Source organism: Asanoa siamensis (assembly GCF_016862555.1).
Lineage (GTDB): Bacteria > Actinomycetota > Actinomycetes > Mycobacteriales > Micromonosporaceae > Asanoa > Asanoa siamensis.
Genome location: NZ_BONE01000051.1, coordinates 41,149 through 63,650, shown reverse-complemented (window position 1 = coordinate 63,650; position 22,502 = coordinate 41,149). Strand labels below are relative to the sequence as shown.

The following is a 22,502-nucleotide window of genomic DNA, read 5'->3' as shown; positions in this document are numbered from 1 at the left end:
TAGGACGTATGTGCGGCTCCTCACCTTTCTGTGGGCAATGGATGGCGGCGGCGAGTGCGTCGAGGTTTCGGTAGCCGTAGCCGCGGCGTTGGATGAGCCGGATTCTGGCGTTGATCCCTCCAGTCGCGAGTTCGACAGCCCTAGCTCGACGGCGGCGACGATCGCGTCGAAGTGTTTCTCAATCCTGCGGACGAGGTTGGTATAGGCGGGGATGCGGCTGCGTTTCGCCGAGGTGCACCACCGTCTCAGGTAGGTGCGCGCGTGTGCCGGGTCGGTGCTGCGGTAGAGGTCGCGTAGCTGTTCCTTCAGTTCCCAGGTGCGCCAGAGCCGGTACCGGTGGCGCCGCAGTCCGAGGATCTCGCGGTGTTGCTCATCAAGGTGTTCGCGGCCGGCGCGGACCGCGAACCGGGTGCGTCGCCAGTCCCGCCGCGAAGGCAGTCCGGGCCGGTAGGTATGGCGGATGCTTCGGCCCGGTAGACCGATTCGACGACCTCGTTGGTCCACTTGATGACGTGGAAAGGGTCGAGGCAGATCCGTGCCTGCGGGATTTGCGCCCTGATGACGGGCAGGTAGACGCTGCTGCCGTCGAGGTTGATCGCTTCGATCGCGGCGGCCCGGTCGGGGCCGAGGGCGGTGAAGAACTCTGTGAAGGCGGCTTTGGAGCGTTGTTTGCCGACCCAGACGACGTTGCCGGTGTCGTGGTCGGCCACGATGGTCAGGAACTTGTGACCACGCTTATAGGAGATTTTGTCAATCCCCTGGAATCGTGGAGGACTCCGTTATGCGGCCTGGGCCTCCAGGGCCCGGGCCGTTGATTGTTCGTAGTTGATCGGTGAGAGCCCGTCGCAGACGGAGTGCCGGCGCCGGTGGTTGTAGAAGTCGGTGATCCAGGTGGCGATCTTCAGGCGGGCCTCGGTGCGGGTGCGGAACTGGCGGCGGTGGATGTATTCGACCTTGATGGTGGAGAAGGTGGCCTCGGCGACGGCGTTGTCGAAGCACGATCCGACGCGGCCCATCGACTGGCGCACCTTCCAGCGGGCGCAGGCGCGGGCGAAGTCGGCCGAGCAGTATTCACTGCCGCGGTCGCTGTGGAAGATCACCCCGGCCACGTCACCGCCGCGGGTGACCGCGGCCATGTTCAACGCGGCGACGACCAAGCTCGCGTCGTGCCGCTCACTTCGACGCCGATGCGGTAGAGGTGGTCCAGGCGGGAGTCGTCGATGTGGTGGGCGACGACCCGGGTGACGATGGCGTCGACGGCTTCCCATGAGCAGCGCAGCAGGCGGCTGATGCTGGTCTTGTCCATCCGCTGGGCAAGCCAGCCAACGATGTTTTCGAAGTCGTTGGTGTGCCGGGCGTTGGGGCGAGCCCAGGGCACCTGTTCGGTCCGGACCCGTCCGCAGGCACGGCAGTCGATGCGATGGATGTCGGCTCCGAGCCACACTCGGCAGGCGCCGAAGTCCAGGTGCCGCCACCGACGACGGGAAGAGTCGTAACGAGCGGCCGTTCTCGCTCCACATCGGCACAGCAGCCGGCGTCGCCGTCGACGCAACCCGATGACGATGCCTTCATCGGTGAACGCCACCGTGTGCACCGAAGCGCCGGGCAGCTGCAGGATCCGGTTGAACGCCGTCGTGACTCGCACGCCGGGTCCAACGACATCGGCCAGACCGCGGCGGCGGCGAGATGTCGGGTCAGTCCAGGTGATGGCCGAGGCAACGAGGTCCGGCGCCCGGGAACGCTGCGGGGCCGGACCTCGACACGGCAACGGTTACCGCAACGGGCGCCCGGCCTTGACCGGAACGGTGAGGACGGCGAGGCCGATAGCGAGTACAGCCAGGCCATACCAGGAGACGACCGATAGGCGTTCGCTGAGCATGGTGACGCCCAATAGCGCGGCCACGGCGGGCTCGGCCAGGGTGAGCGTGGTCGCCGTCGCCGCCGAGGTGTGGCGAAGACCGTGCCCGAAGAGGCGATAGGCCAGATAAACGGTGAACACGGCGAGGTGCAGGGCCACCGCCGCCCCGCGAACGGTGCCGAGCCAGGCGGTGTCGTAGTACAGCACGGCCGGGAGGACCAGTGCGGCTGCAGCACCGAACATGACGCCGAACACCGCGTCGGAGGAATGCCCCCAGTTGATGATCTTCGCGCCGAGCAATGAGTAGGCGGCGTAGGACAGTCCGGCGCCAGCGGCCAGCGCGACACCCATCGCGTCCATGGGCGCGGCGTGCTGGCCGAGCCGGGGGCCGAGGACAAGCAGGCCGCAGCCGAGCACCGCGGCCGTTGTTGCGGCGGCCCAGTGCATGGTCGGGCGGACCCCGGACGCGGCCCAGGCCAATAGCCCGGTGAAGACCGGGGCGCTTCCCAAGGCGATCACGGTCGCCACGGCAACTCCCGTGCGCTGCACCGCTGGATAAAAGGTGATCGGATAGCCGGCCACCGCCAGCGCGCCAAGCAGTAAGAGCCACCTGTGCGACCGCTCGCACCTGGTCAAGAGCGACCAGGCACCCCGGGAGGTGAGGAACAACAGGAGCCCGCCAAGGACGAGCCCGGCGCAGCCGATCGCCGCTGGCGCCGCGCCGGCCGGGGCCAGGGAACTGGCGGTGCCGGTCGTGCCCCACAACACGGCGGCGATCAGGATCGGGGCGGGCCCCGACGGTGCGCCGGTCAGGGCGGCGCGCAGATGAGACCCGGTGGGCAGGGCAGAACTCAGGATCGTGCGGTTTGGCATGGTCGTCGTCTTCCGTCGTCGAATGCGTCAGGGACAGATCCGAAACGGGCGCACGACACGACGACCTGACCGTCCTGGGGGTATGGCAGGACGGTCAGGGGCAACCGATCAGCGTCTGCGCCCGATCAGGCGCAGAGCGGCGGCAAGACGACATGCCAGTACGAAGTCACCCGACGATCCTACTCAGCGGATCTGCAGCTCCAAGCCTCACCGAGCCACCCCATCGCCATGTACGACCCGGGGACACGCGACGGCCACGCCCACACAAACCCGAGTCGTAGACGTATGTTCGATAACCTGCCGTGCGTGCAGCAACGACACTGGTGAAACGGCGAATGGGGCCGAGCACGACGACGCGATGTATACCTACGCGCCTTCAGGGCCGCTAGCAGGCCGCCCAAAACCGGGCGGGCTCGTGGGGGCATCCGCGACTTGCCAAATGATGGTCTGACTCAGCTGATCACCGACGACTCCTCCACGAGGAGAAGAGAGAGTTTTCGCAGGTGGACGGCGTCTTCCCTTGCAGTGGGCGCCCCCGGCAGGATACAGCCCACAACTGCGCACCGTCCGGGCGGTTGTCCCTGATCAGCGACGTCTACGTGGGCGACTGACCACGCCGTATGGTCTTCTGGGTGGGCAGTTGGCTCACCGACCTGCGCATGTTGGCGGCGTTGGGATTGTGGATCATGGACCGCAGCCTTGGTGCCGAGGACCGCGATCTGTCAGTCGCGGTTGAGCCCGGCGGCCTCATTGTTTCGGGCGTCGTCGACATCCGCAACCTGCCTGGACGCGTTGTCCTATGCGGCCAGGACGTCAACGTCGTACTTCTGGATGTGGGCGTCGCGGGTTACCAGCGTCAGGCCTTCGATTTGAGCTTGAGCTATAAGCATCCGATCGAAGGGGTCGCGGTGGTGTGGCGGTAGCCGGCCTGCCGCTAGGTCGTGTTTCGTAGGGCGTCGACGTCGGCGTGTCGGTGATCGATAACTGAAGAGGTCTCCGGTATTTGGTTCAGCGACCAAGCCAGAACTTCACACCGGAGACCTCGTGCCGAGCGTAGCGGCAGCGAGGCGACATGACCTGACCGACGGGCAGTGGGCGGTGCTCGAGCCGTTGTTGCCTGCGGGAACAGGTCCTGATCGACCACGCAGATGGACCATGAGAATGATCATCGATGGGATCCGGTGGCGAGTCCGGACCGGGTCACCGTGGCGGGACGTTCCCGAGGTGTATCCGCCGTGGCAGACGCTGTATCGGTGGTTCCGGAGGTGGCAGCGTGACGGTGTCTGGGCACGCATCCTGGCGATGTTGCAGGCCCGGGCCGACGAGGCCGGCCTGATCGGCTGGAGCGTGAGTGTGGACTCGACGATCGCCCGCGCCCATCAGCGCGCCGCCGGCGCCCGCCGCGACGGTGATCGGCAGAAGGAGCCGCCGGGTGGCACGCAGCCGGAGCCGGCAGACCACGGGCTCGGCCGGTCCCGCGGCGGCTGGACGACCAAGACCCACCTGGCCTGCGAGCAGGGCCGCAAGCTGATGGCCGCGGTGGTGACCGCCGGACAGCGCGGCGACAGCCCTCAGTTCATCCCCGTCCTGGCCAAAGTGCGGGTCATGCGTGCCGGTGGTGGCCGGCCACGAACCCGCCCAGACACAGTCCTAGCCGACAAGGCATACACGTCCAAGGCCAACCGTGCCCACCTACGCCGCCGCGGCATCCGAGCCTGTATCCCGAGCAAGACCGACCAGGACGCACACCGCAAGGCCAAAGGCTCCAGGGGCGGGCGCCCGCCCACCTTCGACCCCGAGCTCTACCGCCAGCGCCACGCCGTCGAGTGCGGCATCAACCAGCTCAAACAACACCGTGCCATGGCGACGAGGTACGACAAGCTCGCCGTGCGCTACGAAGCCACCCTGACCATCGCCGCCATCAACCAATGGCTCCGAGCCCTACGAAACACGCGCTAGTCCGTGCTCGGCGGTGATGCTCAGAAGTCGGAAGCCGCTGTCGCGTATCTGCTCGGGAAGGTCGGACGGGCCGAGCTTGCCGAGTGCTTGTTTGATTGAGACTTCCCAGATGGTCGCTGCACTGACGTAGACGTCGAGTTCTTGGTCGAGGCGGTCCTTGATCTCGTCGGCGAGGGTGGGGTCGTCGGCCAACCACCACAGGACGATGTGTGTGTCGAGGAGAAGGCTCATCGGGTCGAGCCGAAGTCGTCGGCGATGGCTTCGTTGACCTCCGCGGAGTTCCAGTCGTCAGTAGCGACGATTCTGCCGTGCAGCGAGCCCCTGCCTGACCTGACAGCGCTCGGCCGGATCGACTGCAGTGCGCAGCATGATCAAGTACAACGCCGGCCGGGTCACGATCGTGGCGATAGTGGGGCGTCGCCGCCGTGCCTCCACGTCCACGCGGCGCTGGTCGGCTGCCGTCGCGACTGTGTGAGGGCAGTCCGTCCCCTACCCGAATGGGTCGGCCCGCGACGGAATGTCGGACGTCCTCGGTACGGTGTGGTGCACCGGGATGTGGAGGGCTGATGGAGCGGTCGGGCACGTCGTCGTTCGGGCTCGACGACTTCGGGGTGGATGACCGTCTGCGCCTGTTCGGCTTCGTCACGGCTGACTATCGCGTTGCCTATTTGTGGGTGCTGCGTGCTTTTGAGGCCGCCCGCGCCAGTTATCACGTCGTCCTTCACACGTCAGAGGTGGCGGCGGCCCTCGCGGATTTGGCGGCCGTGCATCCCGATGCTCCGGATCCGGCCTCGCTGGAGCTGCCGCGTCTCCTGGACGCCCTGGTCGAGTGGGGTGTGCTCGACCGTGGCCAGGATGGTGCTCGGGCCGCCACCCTCGCGGAATACCGCAATCGCCACTCGGTCTACCAGTTCACCGAGGCTGGATACCGTGCTCACCGGGCGGTGGAGAGCGTCCTGACCGCGGGGGTCGACGACAGTACGCTGTCCCGATTGGTGTTCGCCGATCTCCTCGCCGATCTCAAGGCCCTCGCCGCCGCGAACGCGGCCGGCGACGCCGAGGAGGTCTACCGCAAGCTCAACCGCCTCGACCGCGCGCTGGCCGATGTCGCCGAGCGGGCTGCCAGGTTCTACCACATGCTCAGCGATCTCAGCCGGACCCATGACGTGCGCCCGGAGGTCTTTCTGGCGCACAAGGACGCCCTGCTCGCGCACCTGCGCGATTTCCACGACGAGCTGCAGCGCTACACGCCGCGCCTGCGCGCGGCGACACACGAGGTGGAGGCGACCGGCCTCGAGCGACTCGTGGAGGCGGCGGCCGAGGCGGACGATCGACTCTTCACGACACCCGTCGGGCGGCTCGATGACTGGCGCCGCCGCTGGGCCGGCCTGCGTTCGTGGCTGGCGCCCCCGGGCGCCGACGCGCCGAGCGAGGCCGACCGGCTGTCCGGTGCGACGATCGAGGCGATCGGTGATGTCCTGGCGCTGTTACGCCGGGTCACCGACGCCCGTCGTGGCGGGGTGAGCCGGGAGTCGCAGCTGCGGCACCTGGCCGCCTGGTTCACCGATGCCGGTTCCGCGGAGGCGGCGCATGCGCTGTTCGACGCGGTGTTCGGCCTGGGCGGGCCGCGGCATGTCGCGGTCGCGCACGACGATCCTGAGTCGATCGCGACGCGGCTGTCGTGGTGGGACGCTCCCGCGGTGGAGCTGTCGCGCACGTTGGTGCAGTTCGGGCGGGCCCCGGGGCAGGGCAACGGCCGGCCCGCGCGGGTCGACCGTTCCGACGCGGCGCGGCGACACCTGCGCGAGCGCCAGTTGGTGGAGGAACGGCGGCAGGTCGAGGCCGCGACGGCGTTGGCCGACAACGATGCCGACCTCGACGAGGCGCAAGCCGGGGTGTTGCGCCGGCTGCTGGACATCGCGCTCGCCTCACGCTCCGCCGGCCGGGCTGACGCGCCGCTGGCCGCCGCGGCCTTCGGCGTCCGGCTCACCCTCACCCCCACACCAGGGAGGTTCACGACCGTGTCCACGAAGTTCGGCCGGCTGCACCTCGCCGGCTACGCCCTCACCATCGCGGATGCGGCCCACACGAGGGCCACCCCGAGGCAGCGGAGCGCGACGTGAGGTTCGCCGCTGACATTTCCGAGCTCGAGTTGGGCGACTACCAGCGGGCAGTGCGCCTGCTGCTGCGCAGCCCGCTGATCACGGCGGCATGGCCCGACGAGCGAGCGCTGCCGAGAATCCGGCGGTTCTCCGCACAGCTCCGTCAGGATTTCTCCGCAGCGTTCGGATACCGCCTCGAACTCCACGGCAGCACCGCCCGGTTGGTCCGCGCCCTCGACACCCTCGACCCGCAACGGCCCGCCGTCACCCGCACCGGCCGGCCCTTCGACCGGCGCCGCTACGCGTACCTCTGCCTGGCCCTGGCCGTGCTCGGCCGGGCCGGCATCCAGATCACCCTGAGCGAGCTGGCCGACGCCGTCGCCAGCGACGCCAACCGGATCACCGGGTTGGGGTTCGACGCCGACGCCGGGCCCGACCGCCGGGCGTTGGTCGACGCTGTCGGCTGGCTGGAAGAGCGGGGAGCGCTGCGGCTCACCGACGGCTCGACCGCGTCCTGGGCGGGCGACCCTGGAGTGGGTGAGGCGCTGTACGACATCGCCCGCGACGTCACGCTCGCGTTATTCCGGCCGGCCCGGGTGCTGCAACACCTCGGCTCGGTCACAGAACTGCTCGAGCGGTCGATGAGCGACAGCGGCAACGCCGAGCGTCGGGCCGCCGCGCAGGCCGCGCGTCGGGCCGTCGTTGACTCCCCGGTCGTCTATTACGCCGACGTGCCGCCAGACGTGGTGAACCACCTACGTGGGCCAGCGCTCCCGGCCGACATCCACCGGCTCACCGGGCTGCGGGTCGAACGCCGGGCCGAAGGTGTGCTGCTGGTCGACACGTCCAGGCTGTCGGTGGAGCAGTTCCCGGGCACCGGTTCCGTGGCGCAGGCCGCGGTGCTGCTCGCGACGGCGATGGCCGACCGTGCCATCGACCCCGACCGCCGCCGGGTACGCCGGATGGCCGCTCCCGACCGCGCGGCCGGCCAGGCCGCGCTGGCGGGCCAGGTCGACGCCGGGCTCCCGGCTCCGGTCCGGATGGACGGCGACCCCCCGGCCACGTCGCCGGAGCACGGGCGGGGGCATGAGTCCGACGACGTCGCCCGCCACCCGTTCATCACGGACAGCTTCCTGACCGAGACGGTCGTCGACATACTCGACCGGTACGGGTCGGCGTTCGGCGCCGCCTGGCATGCCGAACCCGACCGACTGCGCACCGAGGCGGTCGCGCTGCTGGCGCGGTTCGGCGCGGTGACGCCCGTGCCAGGCGGGGTGCTCGTGCTGCCCTTGACCGGCCGCTACCGCAACACCGTCGCCCACGTCCGCCAACGCGCCCTCTTCTAGGATTGACGTGTCACGATTTTCGCCGACCCGCGCCGGGGTGATCAACCTCTGGGACTACCGCGACGAGGAGTTCCTGTTCGTCGACGGCTGGCTCGTGCTACGCGGCCCGAACGGTTCCGGCAAGACCAAGGCGCTCGAGGTGCTGTTCCCCTTCGTGCTCGACGGGCGCATCGAGCCACGTCGCTTGAACCCGTTCGCGGGCGAGGACCGCACCATGAAGTCCAACCTCCTCTACCGGGGCCAGGAGTCGGCCCACGCGTACGTGTGGATGGAGTTCGGCGACGGCTCCCGGCACGTGACGATCGGCATCGGCCTGCGGGCGCACCGCCACAACGACCGCGTCACCCGCTGGCACTTCGTCACCGACGGCCGCATCGGCGTCGACCTGTCCCTGCTCGACGTCGATGACCGGCCGTTGACCCGCAAAGATCTGATCGAGTCTCTGGGGCCGGAAGCCGTCCGTGACTCGGCTGAGGAATACCGCCATCTGGTCGACGCGACACTGTTCGGGTTGGGCCCGGCCCGCTACGAGCAGCTGCTGGATCTGGTCCTGACGTTGCGCAAGCCCCAGCTCGCGAAGGACCTCAACCCGGTGGAGTTGTCCCGTACCCTGCAACGGGGGCTCCGCCCGCTCGACGACCACCTGCTGGTGGAAGCCGCGCGCTCCTTCGATGACATGGAAGCCGTCGCCCGTACCCTCGAAGGGTTGATCGAGGCGGACCGCGCCACCGCCGCCTTCCTCGGCGTGTACGCCACCTACCTGCGCACCCACGCGCGGGCCGCCGCTGACGCGCTGACCGCCCGGCGCGCGGACGCCGACGCCCGGCGGGCCGAGCTGAACGCCACGCGGTCGGCCGCCACCACCGCCGAGGAGGCGGTCCGCGCGGCCGACGAGCGGCTGCGGGCGGTGGCCGGCGAACCGGGCCGCCTGCGCGCCCACCTGGACGCGTTGAGGAGCTCGGCAGCATACCGGTCGCACGAGCAGCTCGCTGACCTGGAACGGCACGTCGACGACCTGGCGGCGGCCGAGCGACGGGCCGACCTCGCCGCGGCCGGCGAGGTCAGCTCGACAGCCCGCCGCCGGGACGAGTGGGAGCGCGCCCTGGTCGCGATGCGGGACGCGCGGGCGCTGACCGGCCGGCTGGCCACCGAGCTGGGGGCTGACGCGGACGCCGCTGGCATCGTGTGGGAGGACGGCGACGGCGATCCAGGCGGGCTCGCCACGCGGGTCTCGGCGCGGGCCGCCGGGCGGCGCGCCGACGTCAGGACGGTCCGGCAGCATGCCGACCGGCTCGATCAGTCCGGGCGGGAACGCGCCGCCGCGGCTGACGCCGACCGGTCCGCGCGCGACGCGCTCGACGCCGCGGCGGCCGCACACGTCACGGCCGAGAATGGGGTACGGGTCGCGCGGCAGGAGGTGGTCGACGGCGTCCACCGATGGGCGGCCGACCATGCCGGCATGCTGACCGAACTCGCCGTACCCGACGTGGTCGACCTCCTCGTGGCGTCCGTCGACGCGGCGTCGCTTCGCGAGTCCTACAGCGACGCCGTCGCCGCCCCCGTGGCCGCGCGCCGCGAGGTGATCGCGGCGCTCGACGCGCGCCTGGCCACCCTTGACGGCGAACGTGCCGCGATCATCTCGGAGCGCGACGAGATCGCCGCCGAGCGCGACGACGCGCCGCCGCCGTCGCCTACGCGCCCGGCGGAACGGTCGGCACGGGCGGGGGCGCCGCTGTGGCAGCTCGTGCGTTTCGCCGATGACGTGGCCGAGCCCGACGCGGCCGGCATAGAGGCCGCGCTGCACGCGGCGGGGCTGCTCGACGCCTGGCTTCATCCGTCCGCCGAGGAGACGTCCGCGGCCCTCGACGGCGGGGTGCGGGACGCGTACCTGCGGGCGGGGTCACCGGTCGCGGGACCGAGCCTCGCCGACGTCCTGGTGCCGGAGGTTCAGGAGAGCGTCTCCGCGGACCGCATCGTCGAGGTGCTGCGGTCGATCGCGCTCGACGGGTGGGACGGAGTGGCCGCGTCGGGCCGATGGGGGCAGGGGGCCGGTGTCGGACGGTTCGCCAAAGATCGGTGCGAATACATCGGGGCCACTGCCAGGGCCGCTCGCCGGGCCGCCCGCATCGCCGATTGTGACCGGCGCATCGCCGAGCTCGACGGCGTCCGCACCACGCTCGACGCCGAACGTCGCGCCGTCGTCGACGTGCTGGCGCAGGTTCAGAGTGCGGCGGCGGCGTTGCCGCCACTGACGGGAACACATGCCGCGCGGCGCGACCTCGAACGGGCGGTGGCAGCCCTACGCGTGCGGGAGGAGGCCGCCGCCACGGCGGCCGGTCGCCTCGATCTCGCTGTCGCCGAGCAGTCCGCCGCCGCCCTCGCGCTGAGTAAGGCGGCTGCCGACCGCAACCTGCCGGTCGACCGTCTTGACGCCACCGAGGAGGCTGTTGACCGGTTCGACCGTCTCGGCGTCCGGCTGGAGGCCGGCCACCGCGCCGCGGCCGCGGCGGCCAGCGCCGCCGACCAGGCCGGCGATCGGCATACCGAGGCGATGGAGCGGCTCGACTCGGCCCAGGCCGAGGCAGAGTCCGCGCGGATGAGACACCAGGAGAAGGCCGAGGAACTCGGCACGCTGCGGGCGGCGATCGGCGCCGAGGCGCAACAGGTGCTCGACGACGTCGCCTCCACCACCGCGGCGATCGAAGACGCCGAGGCGGCCCTGGATTCCGCCCGCAGTGTCCACAGCGTCGCTTTGCAGGACCGCGCGGCCGTCGTCGCCCGGCTCGAGCTCGGCACGCGGGCCGTGGAGGCCGCGCTGGTCGAGGTCCGGCGGGAGGCCCAGCGGCTCCGCCCGTACGCGCACGCTGATCTGCTGACGTTGATGCGCGCTCCGACACATCTGCGGTGGCCGGGCGACGCGCTCGACGACGCCGTCGTCGAGTTGCACGAGGCGATTCTCGCCGCCACCCGGGACCTCACGCCCACCGAGACGTCGCTCAAGCAGAGCACCACCCGGCTGACCACCGCGCTCGGCGAGCTGCAGGCGCAGTTGCCCGCCGCCGGCCTCGACCACCGACCCGAATGGGACACCGACGAGGGCGTGATCGTCGTCCGCGTCGCCGACGAGCAGGGGCTCGCGCCGGTGGCGCATTTCGCCGAACGCGTCGCCCGGGAGCGACGGGACCAGGAACAACTCCTCACCGACGCCGAGCAGCGGGTCTTCGAGGACGCACTGCTCGGACAACTCGCCCGGCAGATCCACCACCGCACCATCGAGGCACGGGACCTGGTCGATGCGATGGACGAGCAGATGCGCGCCCGGCGGATGTCGTCGGGTCTCACCGTCGGTGTCGGCTGGCGGCTCGCCGACGATCTCGACACCGAGCAGCGTGAGGTCTGCAAACTGTTGGAACGCGACCCGGCCCGCCTCGGTCCCGCTCAACTCACCACGATGCGGCGGCATTTCGCCCAGCGCATCAAGGTCGCCCGCTCCGTTTCTCCGGACAAGCCGTACCGGGAGCTCCTCGCCGACGTGCTCGACTACCGTCAGTGGCGAGTGTTCGCGTTCGCTCTTCACCGGCCCGGTGGCACGACCGAACCCCTGACGCGGGCCCGGCACAGCCAACTTTCGGGCGGGGAGCAGTCCGTGTCACTGCACCTGCCACTGTTCGCGGCCGCGAACGCCCTCTTCGGCTCGGCCCGGCCGGACGCGCCCCGGCTACTCGGCCTCGACGAGGCGTTCGCGGGCGTCGACGACAACGGGCGCGGCGAGCTCATGTCGCTCGCCAAACAATTCGACCTGGATCTGTTCATGACCGGATACGACCTGTGGGCGACCCATCCGTCCGTCACGGGCGCCGCCCACTACGACCTGTCCCATTCGGCCGTCGACCACACTGTCTCCACCGTCCTGCTCGTGTGGGACGGCTCCGTCAATATCGCCGACTTCGACGGGACGCTGGCCCGCGCGCTCGGCTCCCCCGAGACGCGGCGCGCCCCAGCTCTCGCCGATGGCTGACCTCGTCACCCACCCGGCCTGGCGGCGACTGCTGGCCGCAGCCCGGCGCAGTCTGGAACGCACCGGCGGGCGGCTCGACGGGGCGGTCTCCCTGTCCGCGCCGTCGGACGCCGAACGGCTCACCGTCATCGGCATCACGGGAGTGCACCGCCCCGCCAGCGTCGGGCGGCTCACGGTGCGCCTCGCCGAACTCGACGAGCACCTGCGAGCCGTGCACGGCGCCGGCCTCGCCGCGACGCTCGGTCCACTGCGCGACCGCCCACACGAGCGCGAAGCGGAGTCGTCGGGCCGTGACACCGTCCTCGCGTTCGCCGCCGGCTCGCGACACGCGGGCGAACAGTGGTTCGCCGACTGGCTGGAAGCGCTGCGTCGAGACGGCACACTCACCCGGATCGTCCGTGCTGGCTTGCCGTACCAGCACGTGTTCGCGGTCCTCGACGCGCTCCCCGCGCCCGAGGAGCCGATGCCCGCGTTCGCCGAACGCGTACTCGGCAACACCAAGGCGCTCGCCGCCGGTTTCGTGCCCGGCCTGGTGCTGCGCGCTCTCGGGGCCTGGCACGGTGTCGCAACCCCGGCCGGCGCCGAACACGAACGAGGGCTGTGGGAACTGGCCGGCGTCGTGCCCGACGACCTGGCCAGCCAGGTGCTCGTCCTAGGGCTGCGTGCCACCGGAGGGATCGTCGGCGACTGGCTCACCGCTGCGGCGACCGCGGGCGTGCCGTTCCGCCTCACCCTCAACCAGTTACGTCTCGCCCCGCTGGCACTCGACCACACCGACATCTTCGTCTGTGAGAACCCCGCCGTCCTGCGAGCCGCCGCGGCAGCGCCGACCCGCCCGCTCGTGTGTACGGAGGGCGTGCCGTCGGTCGCGGTGCACACCCTTCTCCGCGCGGCCCGACCCGGAACCCGAATCCACTGGCACAACGACTTCGACTGGACCGGTGTACGGATCACCGCCGCGGCTCTCGCCCGTTATCCCGACGCCGCGCCGTGGCGAATGTCAGCAGCCGACTATGCCATCGGCGCACCGCATGGTGTGCCGTTGACCGGGGCGTCCGCGGACACGCCGTGGGATCCGCTCCTGGCTGCCGCGATGCGCGACAGCGGACGAGCCGTCATGGAAGAACGGGTGCTCGACTCGCTGCTCCAGGACCTTCACCGGACCGCGTGAGGGCGCACGCGCGGGCGGATGGCCACGTAACGAGATCGGCATTGCAGCTCCCGCCGGAACCGGCCCCATCCTGATCTGCCGTTATTAGGCGCGACGCGGTGTCACCGAGGAGATGGGCACCGCGTGGGCGAGGTGCCGGGACAGCGGAATCTGTTCGGGATGCCCATTCCGAGGGCGGAGCTGTCGACTGGCTCTCGCCTGGCCTCATCCGAGGATCGATGGTCCACAAGCGACGTCACGTCCGATTCTGCCGCGTCCTGCGCATGGGCACGCGTGACGTCGCGGCTACCTCAACTCAAGCACGATGCCGTCTTGGCTTCCTCGCCGCCGGGGCCGTGCTCGCGAACGATCTCGACAGCTCAGCGCGGGGGTTAGCGCCGGGTTCGGCGAACTACCTCCACCGCCGCGGTGGCGGCGAGCAGGACCGCGACGGCGACCCCGACGGTTGCCGGTCCGATGCTGTCCAGCCAGCTTGCGGCGGTGGATTGCAGGTCGGCGGCGGTGTCGATGATGGGGTCGGTGGTGTCGCCGTCGCGGAAGACCCGGATCTCGTACCAGCCGTACCAGGCCACATACGCGCCGGCGATCAGCAGCAATGCACCGGCGGCGCGGCTGATCAGTGGGGCGGCGCGGCGCAGCCCGCGGACCAGCGACACTCGGGCGAGGGCGACGGCGAGGGCGACCGCGCCGACGACGAGTGCCATCCCGGCGGCGTAGGCGAGGAACAGGCCGATCCCGGCGGTGATGGAGTCGGTGCGGAAGCCGGCGACCACGACCGCCAGGAACGGGCCGACGGTGCAGCCCAGCGAAGCGATCGCGTAGGAGGCGCCGAACAGTGCCATGGATCCGAACCGGCGGGTCACCTGGGGACCGGTGCCGATCTTGATGCCGAGCGTGGGCAGTTGCCGGCCGGCCAGCAGCCAAGCGCCGGCGGCGGCCAGGATCAACCCGATGGCGATGCTCACCCACGGCAAGTGCCGGGCGGCCGCGTCGGCGGCGGGCGCGGCGAGCAGCCCGAACGTACCGAACACCGCGACGAACCCGACCGTCATCGCCGCGGTCAGTGTCAGGGCGCGGCCGACCGCTCGTGCGTGGCCGCCACCGTGGGTGGCGCTGTCTTTGTCGAGGACGAGGAAGGACAGGTACGCGGGCAGCAGCGCGAAGCCGCACGGGTTGACCGCGGCGAGCAGCCCGGCGGCCAACGCGAGGGCGTAGGGTGCGTCGAGCACGGTCGCTCAGCCGGCCAGGGCGGTGACCCGCTCGCGTAGCTCGTCCGGGGTCAGCGGTCCCTTGTGGACCACGCTGCCCGCGGTGTCCAGGAGCACATAGTACTCCTGGGTGGTGACGCCGAACCGCTGCCAGACCTGGCCGTCGTCGTCGGCGAGGTTGACGAACCCGCCGATGCCCCGGTCGGTGACGAACTGGCGCATCGCGTCCTAGCCGCTGTTGAGCCCGGCCACGCCGACGACGTGGACTCGGTCGGTGAAGTCCTTGTCGATGCCGGCCACGTCGTCGGCGGCAGCGCGGCAGCGCGGGCACCAGGCCGCCCAGAACCACAGCACGACCGGTTTTCCGGCCAGGGTGGCGGCGTCGAACTGTTTGCCGTCCACCGTCCGCGTGGTGAAGGTCAACGTCTGCGGCACCGGTCCGGCGGTCGTGGTCGGCGTTGCCACGGGCACGGTCGATGCTGGCGGTTGGATCGACGGCCCGGTGGTCCGGTCGCTGACGGCGGGTCCGGACGCCATGTCAGCGCCGCAGCCCGCCAGCGCCAAGGCCACACAGGCAACCGATAAGGCGTAACCAATCCGCGACATGGACGACCCCCGCTCTGTTTGTGGACGCGGCGGGATCAGCTAACCATGGCGCCGAATGACGAACCCTTACCAATCCGTTACGCCTGCTCGCGGTCGCGCCCGGCCGCTGTCAGGTGGGGACGAGGACGAACGCGCGCTGGCGTCCTTGGGCGTCGGTGCCCGCTAGGCCGGCCTCTCGGCGACCAGCAGCGCGTACCCGGCGGACCGGTGGCCACCGCCCGCGCCATCAGCTCCAGCGCGCGGTCGACGTCGGTCAGGGCTGACGACCGCGTGATCCGGTACGCCCGCAGGCGGGCGTCGATCTGGGTGACCGGTGGGTCTCCCGCGCGGTGACGCAGCCCGCCGCGGCCAGCAATGCCGCGTACTCGTGCGTGTTTCGTCGTGTGCGCTCAGCTGGTCAGGTCGCGGCGGCGGAAGGCGGCGGTGGCGATGAGGACGAGCACACCGACCGCTGCGGTGAGGATGCCGAGGTCGGCCCATTGGAAGCCGTTACGGAGGGGTTCGTTACCGATGTAGTAGTGGAACGGGGAGATGTAGCGGAGGCCGTCGGCGCCGATCTGGCTGGCGAAGGTGTTGGTGGCGTAGGCGAGGACGCCGATGGCGGCGCTGCCGGCGAGTGCGGCGGCGCGGCTGCCGGTGGCGGCGCCGATGGCGATGGCGATGGCGCCGAAAACGGTGCAGAGCAACGCCAGCGCCACGGACTGGGCGGCGAACTGGCCGATGCTGACCGTGTCGAGTTGGGCGCTGGGACGGACGGCGAGCATGGCGAGCAGGAGGAGGGCGGCGAGGCCGAAGGCCCCGATCGCGAGGGCGGCGCAGCGGTGCAGCAGGAGTCGTGTTCTGCCGACCGGATGGGCGAGGAGGAGGTCGAGGTAGCCGGCTTCCTCGTCGCCGGCGATCGCGCGGGTGCCGGTGGCGATGCCGTAGATGACGGCGATCAGCGGCACGATGATGCCGTAAACGCTGGAGCCCAGGTAGCCGGCGGCGCTGGCGATGTCCTCCATGTTGAGGGCTTCGCGCAGGGCCGGGGAGAAGCCGTCGACCGCCTCGCCCATCGCCCCGTCGGCGACCTGCGGGTAGAAGCCGGCGTACATGGCGCCGACCAGGGCGGTGCCGACGGCGAAGCCGGCGAGGCTGCGGCGGGAGTCCCAAAGGGTCTTGGTCAGGATGTCAGGCACGGGCGGTCTCCTTGGCGGCCTCGGTGGTCCGGTAGTAGGCGAAGAACAGTTCTTCGAGGTCGGGTTCACTGGCGCGGAGGCTGGCGACCTGGTGTCGGGCGAGGACGGTGATCAGCTCGTTCGGGTCGGTCGCCAGGGCGAAACCGGCGGTCGGGCCGTTGATGGTCAGGTCCGAGATGCCGGGAAGCGCGGCGAGGGCGGCCTGGTCGATCGGGCCGGTGAAGGTGATTTCGAACCGGTGTCGGGCGTGGTCGCGGAGCCGGGCGACGGTGTCGAGGGCGACGAGCCGGCCCTCGCGGATGATTCCGACGCGATCGGCGACCGCTTCGACCTCGGTCATGATGTGCGAGGACATGAAGACCGTCTGCCCGGCCGCCTTGGCCTCGCGGACGAGGTCGAGGAAGGTCTGTTGGACGAGCGGGTCGAGCCCGGATGTCGGCTCGTCCAGGATCAGCAGGTCGGGCCGGTGCATGAACGCTTGGACCAGGCCGACCTTCTGCCGGTTGCCCTTGGACAGCGCCTTGATCCGGGCGGCCAGGTCGAGATCGAGGCGGGCGGCGAGTTCCTCGATTCGCGCTCGGGGTACGCCGCCGCGCAGGTCGGCCAGGAAGGTCAGACACTCGCCGACCCGCTGACGGGGGTTGACGACGAAATCGCCTGCGAGGTAGCCGATCCGGCGGTGGAGCTCGACGGCGTCCTCGCGGGGATCGCGGCCGAACAGCCGGGCCCGGCCGCTGGTGGGACGGATGTGATCCAGGAGCAGTCGGATCGTGGTGGACTTCCCGGCGCCGTTCGGGCCCAGGTAGCCGAACACCTCGCCGTTGGCGACCGCGAGGTCCAGTTCCAACAGCCCTCGGCGGGTCCCGTACGTCTTGGTCAACTTCTCCAGCTGAATCACTTCTTCCATGACGTACACAGTATCGAGTTTTCAAAGATCTCTGAAGATTCAGAGCTGTTAAGATTTCGTCAATGGCGACGGGAGGACCGATGTGTCGGCGTTGAGCGATCCGGGGGAGCGCCTTGCCTTGACCCTGACCCAGGGAGGGATGCAACGCATGACCGCACGGGTGCTGTCGGCGCTGCTCTTCACTGAGCGGGACACGCTGACGGCGGGCGAGATCGCGGAATCGCTCACGATCAGCTCGGGCAGCGTCTCGACGGCGTTGAAGTCACTCACCACGGTCGGGCTGATCGAGAAGGTGCCCGCACCCGGCAGCCGCCGGGAACACTTCCGCTTCCGCGAAGGAGCCTGGGCCACCCTGATGTCGGAGCAGAACCAACTGGTCAAGGTGATGCGAGAAGCTGCCGAGCAAGGCATCGCGTCCACCGGCGAGGACAGTCCGGCTGGTCGCCGTCTCGCGGAGATGCGGGACTTCTACGACTACCTGTGGCGAGAGCTTCCGGCCCTGATCGACCGATGGAGGGCCCAGAAGTAGATCGAAGCAGGGACGCCACCGCCCTTCGTGGGATACGGTCTCCACCTTCATTCGATGGTTTGGACCGGGTTCAGTTTGACAGGATTCTGTTTGAGGCGGTCTCTGCCTTCGGCACCGCGGGCCTGTCCACGGGTATCACCGCTGACCTGCCACCGGAGGGAGCGCTGCTTCTAGCTGACTCTCGCCTCGGCGCTCGCGCTGCGTGAGGACCCCGCCGGTCTTCCCGAGGAAAGACGATCGTTGACTGAAAGCACGGCAGAGATTAGTGGTGGTGGCCGGCCTCGGTCGCTTTGGCGGCGCGCTCGCCCTGGTACTGCACCGGCAGGGCACCGAGGTACTGGCTGTGACCATCGTCCGAAGGTGATCCAGAGCTTCGCCGGACACCTGCCGCACGTGGTTACCGCCGACACCACCGACATCGAGGTGCTGCGGCAATCGCAGCGCCGTCGCCATCGACACGACTTCAGTTCGGGCGATGGAAGCGCGGCGCGCACGTTCGAACTACGCTCCTCGAGCCAGGCGCGTCCGCAAACGCAGCCCGCGCTAACAGATCCTGGTGAGTGGATCGAGCGCAGGTTCATGCCCCACCTAGACGCGGCTTCACGACCCGAAACGCGCCCCCAGACGCGCCGAGGCATAGGTCCTGAGCTGGGCGGATACCCGTGGAGGCGCAGGTTGATCTCGAAGGCGGGATACAGCCCACAACTGCGCATCGTCCAGGCAGTTGTCCCTGGTCGCGGACGTCTACGTCGGCGACTGATCAGGCCGCAGGGTTGCTGGGTGGGGCAGCTGGTGTGGAGGACCTGTGCACGCGGCAGGGTGGGGTGTGGATCATGATGGGTTCCAGAATGTCAAACACCGCCTCCGCTTCTGCCGACGAGCCCGAACCTGGTGCTCGCCTCTTTACGGAAGTTCCAAGAATTCGCGGAGCGCGGCCTCAACGGCGTTCATCGTGGCGTAGGAGACGAATCCGTGGTCTTCACGCAAGGCGGTGCGGTCCAGGATCTGTACGACACTGTGAATGCGGACGTACGCGCCGGAAAGTGGATCACCAGCGGCCAGGCGCACGGTGAGATGGTTGGCGTGCGGCACGTCGCGCACGATGGCCAACGCCCAGACGGCGAGTTCCTCCACGTCGTTGTACTCGTCGTTGCTGATCACCAGGACGCGATGCTGACTACCGCCGCGCAGCAGCGTGTAGACCTGCCCGCGCCTCACCACTGCGCGTCGCGGAGGGCGATGTCGTTGCTCTGCTCGATCAGTGCCCGCTCCTCGGCGCGGTCCGCAGCGGAACGCTCGCGCAGGTAGGCTCCGTATGTTTGAGCCGCTTCACGCTGTCGGGCGCGACGGGCCTCCGGCTGGACGCGGCGCACGGCATCGACAACCGCGGCGGAGGCGTTCCCCTGGCTCTGCAGGTATGCAGCGACATCGTCGGGGACGCTGATACTGAGCTTTACGGTCATACTTTTATCCTACCACCGTCCTAGGTGGCCCATCCCGCTCGCCGACAATGACACCAACCGTCAATAAGCGGACGAAGCAAGCATCGCCCCAGACCGCCGCGCACGTCGAATGACAACTGGGCGGTGCGTGCATTTGCCGCCGATCGGGGTGCGCTACCTGTTGGCAGTTGCCGTCACATTGCGTGGCTGGGGTTCAGCCCGGCCGGTTTCCCGAACTGCCGATAAGCGGAGTTCTGCTGTCCGTCTCAGTGGCGCGCGTCGAACTGGTTCCGGACCGAAGAACGGCGGAGCGAGGTCAAATCATTGGGTGACCCGGACGGGGCAGAATGCGAAATCGGTTGTGGGGGCTGCGGGTGACCCGCTGCTGCCAGCGGTGGCCGGATCGCGGGTTGCGGTGATGCACCGCGCCGGTAACGGCGCTTAGCCGACGTGGTCCGACGGCCAGGTTTCTGGACCGCGAGCGCCAGGTCCATCACCGCGGACCAGACGCTTCAAGGGGCGGTTTCCTCCAGACGCTGATGTCGGGAATCCGGCCGCCGTCGCCATCCGGTCCCGGGATTCTGACGCCTACCGCCTGGAGCACCTGTTCTGCCGGCCACCCGCCTGATGAGGCACGCGAACAGGCGGCTCGCGATCATCGCATGCTCGGAGTCGGGTGGTGGCATGACCGACAGGACCCCTTCGACTGGTTTCGTGGCGATGGCCGTTCGGGTCGGCAGGATCCGACGCTGAGTTGCCGGCCCATCGCTCCGCCCGGCCTGGTGCCCGTTCGATTATGGGGGGTTGGCGGGTTCGACGGCGGTGATTCGTTTGAGGTTGAACCAGCGTTCGCCGTCGCGGAGGCGGCACCATGCCAATAGGGAGCCGTCGGTGAGCTCGATGATGTCGATGGTGCGCCTGCTGGGGTTGCCGTCCCGGTTGACGTAGCTGATCGTCACTGGTTGGCGGTGGTCGATCGCGTGGGCCAGGATTCGCGCTTCGCTCGTCGTGAGGCGGGTCGCGCACAGGCGTACCGCTTCCAGCGACGGTGTGAGCGGTATCAGTGTCTCGTCGGGCGCGGCGAGCAGCTGCCGGGCCAGGTCGGCAGGCTCAGGGCGGGTGGCTGCTTGGCGCGGTCTGGCTGTCCGGCTTTCTGCGGGGGTGTTGGCGCGTGCTTGGCGGGGCGGGTCGGCGGATGCGCGGTGGTCGATCGCCCGTTCCACGATCGGGGTGCCGTCGGCGGCTTCGGCAACCGGTGCGTAGCCGGCGTTGCGGAGCGCGGTGAGGACATCCTGTAGCGGGGCATCGGCGGCGAGCACTGTCGGGACGAGCAGCCGCAGCCCGAGGGCACGCAGCCGGCGGTCCGCGACGATCTCGTTCAGCAGAGCGGTGTCTTCACTGCGTAGGCAGCAGGCTACGGCGCTGGCCCGCACGGTGCCGTGTTGGCGGGCGCCGTCGGCGACCAGGTAGCGCAGCGGTTGCGGCAGCTCGCCCACCGAGATGTCGGCGAGCGCGTCGAGCAGGCTGCTGGCGGTGTGTCCGGCATCGAGTGCCCGCCGTACGGTGGCCGGGCTGAACCGCCACATCCGCGCGACCCCGCGGGTTTCGGGATCGGCGGCCACGTCGAGCAGCGCGCTCAAGGCGGCGTCCGGGCTGCCGGAGACGACCGCGGTGAGGTCGGCCTGTAGCCGGGCGTGGTGCTGGGTGGTGCCGATGTCGCCGAGTACAGCGGTCAGGTCGTCCGCACCGCCGAGCAGCGCATGGCCGGCCGCGGTGACGGCGCCCGCGCCGGTCACGCCCAGCAGAGCGGCTTCCCGCCAGCAGGCGACGGCCTGGTCTGCCGCGGTACCGGGATCGCCGAACGCGAGCGGTTGCCGCCAGATGACCAGGTCGGCCAGGGCTTGAGGGTTGTCAATGGTGGTGGCTTCCGGCTCCGCGGCGGCGGCGATGACGGCGGCACGTAGTTCGACGATGCCGGCACGAACCTCGTCAGATGTGACGGCGCCAGAGACAACCAGCGGCGCGGACGGCGATCGCCACCACGCAGTCAGCAGCGTGGAGAGCTGGCTGGCCGGCTCTCGCCCTCGCCATCCGTCGTAGTCGGCGGTCGGTGCCGCCTGCCCGCCCCGCAGCGACAGCAACCCGGCGTGCGCGGCGACCGACAGCCCCAACCGCAGGTCAGGCTCGGCGCAGCCGAGCACCTTCGTCAACCGCTTCAGCTCTCGCAAGCCGATCCCGCCGGTGCGAAGCGTGGGCACCGGCTTTTTGCCCGCCGCCTCCAGAAGATTAGCGACCAGCCGGACCATCGCGGCGCCAGAGGCCGCCGCGGCGCGCTCCGTCGTCGTGGGATCAGCCGCCGACCGCACGACGGATGGCGGTACGGCGTCGAACGGTGCCGCGTACCCCGAACCCCGTACCGCCAGCGCGACCTCGGCAGGCATGCTCAGCTCGCCGCCCGACTGAGCGGTCCGGGCCAGCAGGCCGCGCTCGATCGCCCAGGCTTGTGGTGTTCGCGGTCGGCCGCCGTACGAGCTGTAGTAGAACGGATCCGACTCGATCTCATCGCCGGCTGCGGCTTTCTCCAACAGGTCGCGAACGTCGGGCGGAGCCCCAGCGACGAGGGTGCGTATCCGTTCGCTGTCACGGAGGTGGGCGAGCACGTGACCGAGAATGTCGGCCTTGCGACCAGCCTGGCTGACACCCAAATGGCGGGCCATGCTGCGGAGCTTATCGGCGGTGAGGTATACTAGGCCCGTCGCGACCGGGTCGCCGAGGCCAAGCGGACGCGTCCAAGCCGCTGCGGCGGTGGCAACGAGCTGCTGTGCGCCGTCATCGAGCACGAGCGCGTTGGCCCGAAGCGTTTCCAGCGCACGCGTCACGTTTGCTCGTCCGCTGTCCGTGGTGGCGCCGAGCAGCCGGTCCAAGACCGCCCGCTCAGCCCGGCCGCCGAGTGCCGCCAACGCCTCAGCCACCTGCAAGGTCGGACGGTCCAACCGGCGCACAGCAGCGATCGTCGCAGCCGGCGTCGCCAACCGTTCAGCCAGCTCACCCAACGACACCGGCGGCGGCACCGCCAACCCCTCCGGCCGCCGCCGCAGCAGGTCCGCCAATCCATCCTCACCGAGGCGCCTCAACCAAGCCGCAGTGACCACGCCGCCTCCGTCCGTTCTGACCCGGATGCACTGTAGTGGCCAGAACCCCTCGTTGACCCTCAGAGCCCGGCGTGGGTCAAGCGGTGCCACGGGGTCGCGAAGAATCGGCCGGCCCCTTCCTGCGTCCAGCCGCCGCGGCGAGGTCAGCAACGA

At 69.9% G+C, this 22,502-nt stretch carries 17 protein-coding genes and 3 pseudogenes; 6 read left to right on the top strand and 14 right to left on the bottom strand.

Features of this window, described 5'->3' with window-relative positions; translation table 11 throughout:
• The 6 genes and pseudogenes from Asi02nite_RS42820 to Asi02nite_RS41845 form a co-directional block, all read right to left on the bottom strand.
• The coding region (locus Asi02nite_RS42820) for a transposase (RefSeq protein WP_203716830.1) at nucleotides 1–504 on the bottom strand (504 nt) is incomplete at its 3' end.
• A pseudogene (locus Asi02nite_RS42815) lies at nucleotides 462–746 on the bottom strand (transposase); the annotation flags it as partial. The pseudogene Asi02nite_RS42815 and the gene Asi02nite_RS42820, both read right to left, overlap by 43 nt.
• Before the next feature lie 33 nt (nucleotides 747–779).
• Nucleotides 780–1,136, bottom strand: coding sequence for an integrase core domain-containing protein (locus Asi02nite_RS27550; RefSeq protein WP_239127151.1), 357 nt, complete (start codon nucleotides 1,134–1,136; stop codon nucleotides 780–782).
• A gap of 2 nt (nucleotides 1,137–1,138) precedes the next feature.
• Nucleotides 1,139–1,645, bottom strand: a complete 507-nt coding sequence (locus Asi02nite_RS27545) for a helix-turn-helix domain-containing protein (RefSeq protein ID WP_203716828.1) — start codon at nucleotides 1,643–1,645, stop codon at nucleotides 1,139–1,141.
• Nucleotides 1,646–1,771: 126 nt separating this feature from the next.
• Nucleotides 1,772–2,731: an EamA family transporter gene (locus tag Asi02nite_RS27540; RefSeq protein ID WP_203716827.1), complete on the bottom strand. Its 960-nt coding sequence runs from the start codon at nucleotides 2,729–2,731 to the stop codon at nucleotides 1,772–1,774.
• A gap of 797 nt (nucleotides 2,732–3,528) precedes the next feature.
• A pseudogene (locus Asi02nite_RS41845) lies at nucleotides 3,529–3,675 on the bottom strand (type II toxin-antitoxin system VapC family toxin); the annotation flags it as partial.
• Nucleotides 3,676–3,775: 100 nt separating this feature from the next.
• On the opposite strand from Asi02nite_RS41845, the gene Asi02nite_RS27530 reads away from it, so the two are divergent.
• The gene (locus Asi02nite_RS27530) at nucleotides 3,776–4,690 is read left to right on the top strand and encodes an IS5 family transposase (protein WP_203716825.1); all 915 of its coding nucleotides are present in this window, start codon (nucleotides 3,776–3,778) and stop codon (nucleotides 4,688–4,690) included.
• Here the strand turns inward: Asi02nite_RS27530 and Asi02nite_RS27525 are convergent.
• Nucleotides 4,673–4,921 (bottom strand): type II toxin-antitoxin system VapC family toxin, encoded by a 249-nt coding sequence (locus Asi02nite_RS27525; protein WP_203716824.1) that lies wholly within the window; start codon nucleotides 4,919–4,921, stop codon nucleotides 4,673–4,675. The genes Asi02nite_RS27530 and Asi02nite_RS27525 overlap by 18 nt on opposite strands.
• A 335-nt stretch (nucleotides 4,922–5,256) precedes the next feature.
• Here Asi02nite_RS27525 and Asi02nite_RS27520 point away from each other — a divergent pair, with 335 nt between their 5' ends.
• Genes Asi02nite_RS27520 through Asi02nite_RS27505 form a run of 4 tightly spaced genes read left to right on the top strand, consistent with a single transcriptional unit; the run spans nucleotide 5,257 to nucleotide 13,327 of the window.
• Nucleotides 5,257–6,813: a TIGR02677 family protein gene (locus Asi02nite_RS27520; protein WP_203716823.1), complete on the top strand. Its 1,557-nt coding sequence runs from the start codon at nucleotides 5,257–5,259 to the stop codon at nucleotides 6,811–6,813.
• Nucleotides 6,810–8,138 carry a TIGR02678 family protein gene (locus Asi02nite_RS27515; RefSeq protein ID WP_203716822.1) on the top strand — a complete coding sequence of 443 codons (1,329 nt, stop codon included), beginning with the start codon at nucleotides 6,810–6,812 and terminating at the stop codon, nucleotides 8,136–8,138. The genes Asi02nite_RS27520 and Asi02nite_RS27515 overlap by 4 nt, the downstream gene beginning before the upstream one ends.
• Before the next feature lie 7 nt (nucleotides 8,139–8,145).
• Entirely contained in the window at nucleotides 8,146–12,156 is a 4,011-nt protein-coding gene (locus tag Asi02nite_RS27510) for a TIGR02680 family protein (RefSeq protein ID WP_239127150.1), read from the top strand.
• Nucleotides 12,149–13,327 (top strand): TIGR02679 family protein, encoded by a 1,179-nt coding sequence (locus Asi02nite_RS27505; RefSeq protein WP_203716821.1) that lies wholly within the window; start codon nucleotides 12,149–12,151, stop codon nucleotides 13,325–13,327. The genes Asi02nite_RS27510 and Asi02nite_RS27505 overlap by 8 nt, the downstream gene beginning before the upstream one ends.
• 371 nt (nucleotides 13,328–13,698) lie before the next feature.
• On the opposite strand, the gene Asi02nite_RS27500 is transcribed toward Asi02nite_RS27505, so the two are convergent.
• From Asi02nite_RS27500 to Asi02nite_RS27485, 4 genes and pseudogenes are all read right to left on the bottom strand, one after another.
• Nucleotides 13,699–14,556, bottom strand: a complete 858-nt coding sequence (locus tag Asi02nite_RS27500; protein ID WP_203716820.1) for a cytochrome c biogenesis CcdA family protein — start codon at nucleotides 14,554–14,556, stop codon at nucleotides 13,699–13,701.
• 6 nt (nucleotides 14,557–14,562) lie between these two features.
• Nucleotides 14,563–15,141 (bottom strand): annotated as a pseudogene (locus tag Asi02nite_RS27495) (redoxin family protein).
• 389 nt (nucleotides 15,142–15,530) lie between these two features.
• On the bottom strand, nucleotides 15,531–16,319 hold the full coding sequence (locus Asi02nite_RS27490) for an ABC transporter permease subunit (protein ID WP_203716819.1): 789 nt from the start codon (nucleotides 16,317–16,319) through the stop codon (nucleotides 15,531–15,533).
• Nucleotides 16,312–17,226 carry an ABC transporter ATP-binding protein gene (locus Asi02nite_RS27485; protein WP_203716818.1) on the bottom strand — a complete coding sequence of 305 codons (915 nt, stop codon included), beginning with the start codon at nucleotides 17,224–17,226 and terminating at the stop codon, nucleotides 16,312–16,314. Before Asi02nite_RS27485 ends, Asi02nite_RS27490 begins: the two co-directional genes overlap by 8 nt.
• Before the next feature lie 148 nt (nucleotides 17,227–17,374).
• On the opposite strand from Asi02nite_RS27485, the gene Asi02nite_RS27480 reads away from it, so the two are divergent.
• A complete protein-coding gene (locus Asi02nite_RS27480; protein WP_239127148.1) occupies nucleotides 17,375–17,755 on the top strand; it encodes a GbsR/MarR family transcriptional regulator in 381 nt (126 codons plus the stop codon).
• Between the two features lie 903 nt (nucleotides 17,756–18,658).
• On the opposite strand, the gene Asi02nite_RS27475 is transcribed toward Asi02nite_RS27480, so the two are convergent.
• From Asi02nite_RS27475 to Asi02nite_RS27465, 3 genes are all read right to left on the bottom strand, one after another.
• Nucleotides 18,659–18,973, bottom strand: a complete 315-nt coding sequence (locus Asi02nite_RS27475; protein WP_275410393.1) for a type II toxin-antitoxin system PemK/MazF family toxin — start codon at nucleotides 18,971–18,973, stop codon at nucleotides 18,659–18,661.
• Complete coding sequence (locus tag Asi02nite_RS27470; RefSeq protein ID WP_203716816.1) at nucleotides 18,970–19,218, bottom strand: hypothetical protein; 249 nt, start codon at nucleotides 19,216–19,218, stop codon at nucleotides 18,970–18,972. Before Asi02nite_RS27470 ends, Asi02nite_RS27475 begins: the two co-directional genes overlap by 4 nt.
• 773 nt (nucleotides 19,219–19,991) lie before the next feature.
• On the bottom strand, nucleotides 19,992–22,307 hold the full coding sequence (locus tag Asi02nite_RS27465; protein ID WP_203716815.1) for a helicase-associated domain-containing protein: 2,316 nt from the start codon (nucleotides 22,305–22,307) through the stop codon (nucleotides 19,992–19,994).
• Between the last annotated feature and the right edge of the window lie 195 nt (nucleotides 22,308–22,502).

Coding starts and splice junctions, on each gene's coding strand:
- Asi02nite_RS27550 (WP_239127151.1), bottom strand. CDS start 1,136: ATGGCCGCGGTCACCCGCGGCGGTGACGTGGCCGGGGTGATCTTCCAC.
- Asi02nite_RS27540 (WP_203716827.1), bottom strand. CDS start 2,731: ATGCCAAACCGCACGATCCTGAGTTCTGCCCTGCCCACCGGGTCTCAT.
- Asi02nite_RS27525 (WP_203716824.1), bottom strand. CDS start 4,921: ATGAGCCTTCTCCTCGACACACACATCGTCCTGTGGTGGTTGGCCGAC.
- Asi02nite_RS27520 (WP_203716823.1), top strand. CDS start 5,257: ATGGAGCGGTCGGGCACGTCGTCGTTCGGGCTCGACGACTTCGGGGTG.
- Asi02nite_RS27505 (WP_203716821.1), top strand. CDS start 12,149: ATGGCTGACCTCGTCACCCACCCGGCCTGGCGGCGACTGCTGGCCGCA.
- Asi02nite_RS27485 (WP_203716818.1), bottom strand. CDS start 17,226: ATGGAAGAAGTGATTCAGCTGGAGAAGTTGACCAAGACGTACGGGACC.
- Asi02nite_RS27480 (WP_239127148.1), top strand. CDS start 17,375: ATGACCGCACGGGTGCTGTCGGCGCTGCTCTTCACTGAGCGGGACACG.
- Asi02nite_RS27470 (WP_203716816.1), bottom strand. CDS start 19,218: ATGACCGTAAAGCTCAGTATCAGCGTCCCCGACGATGTCGCTGCATAC.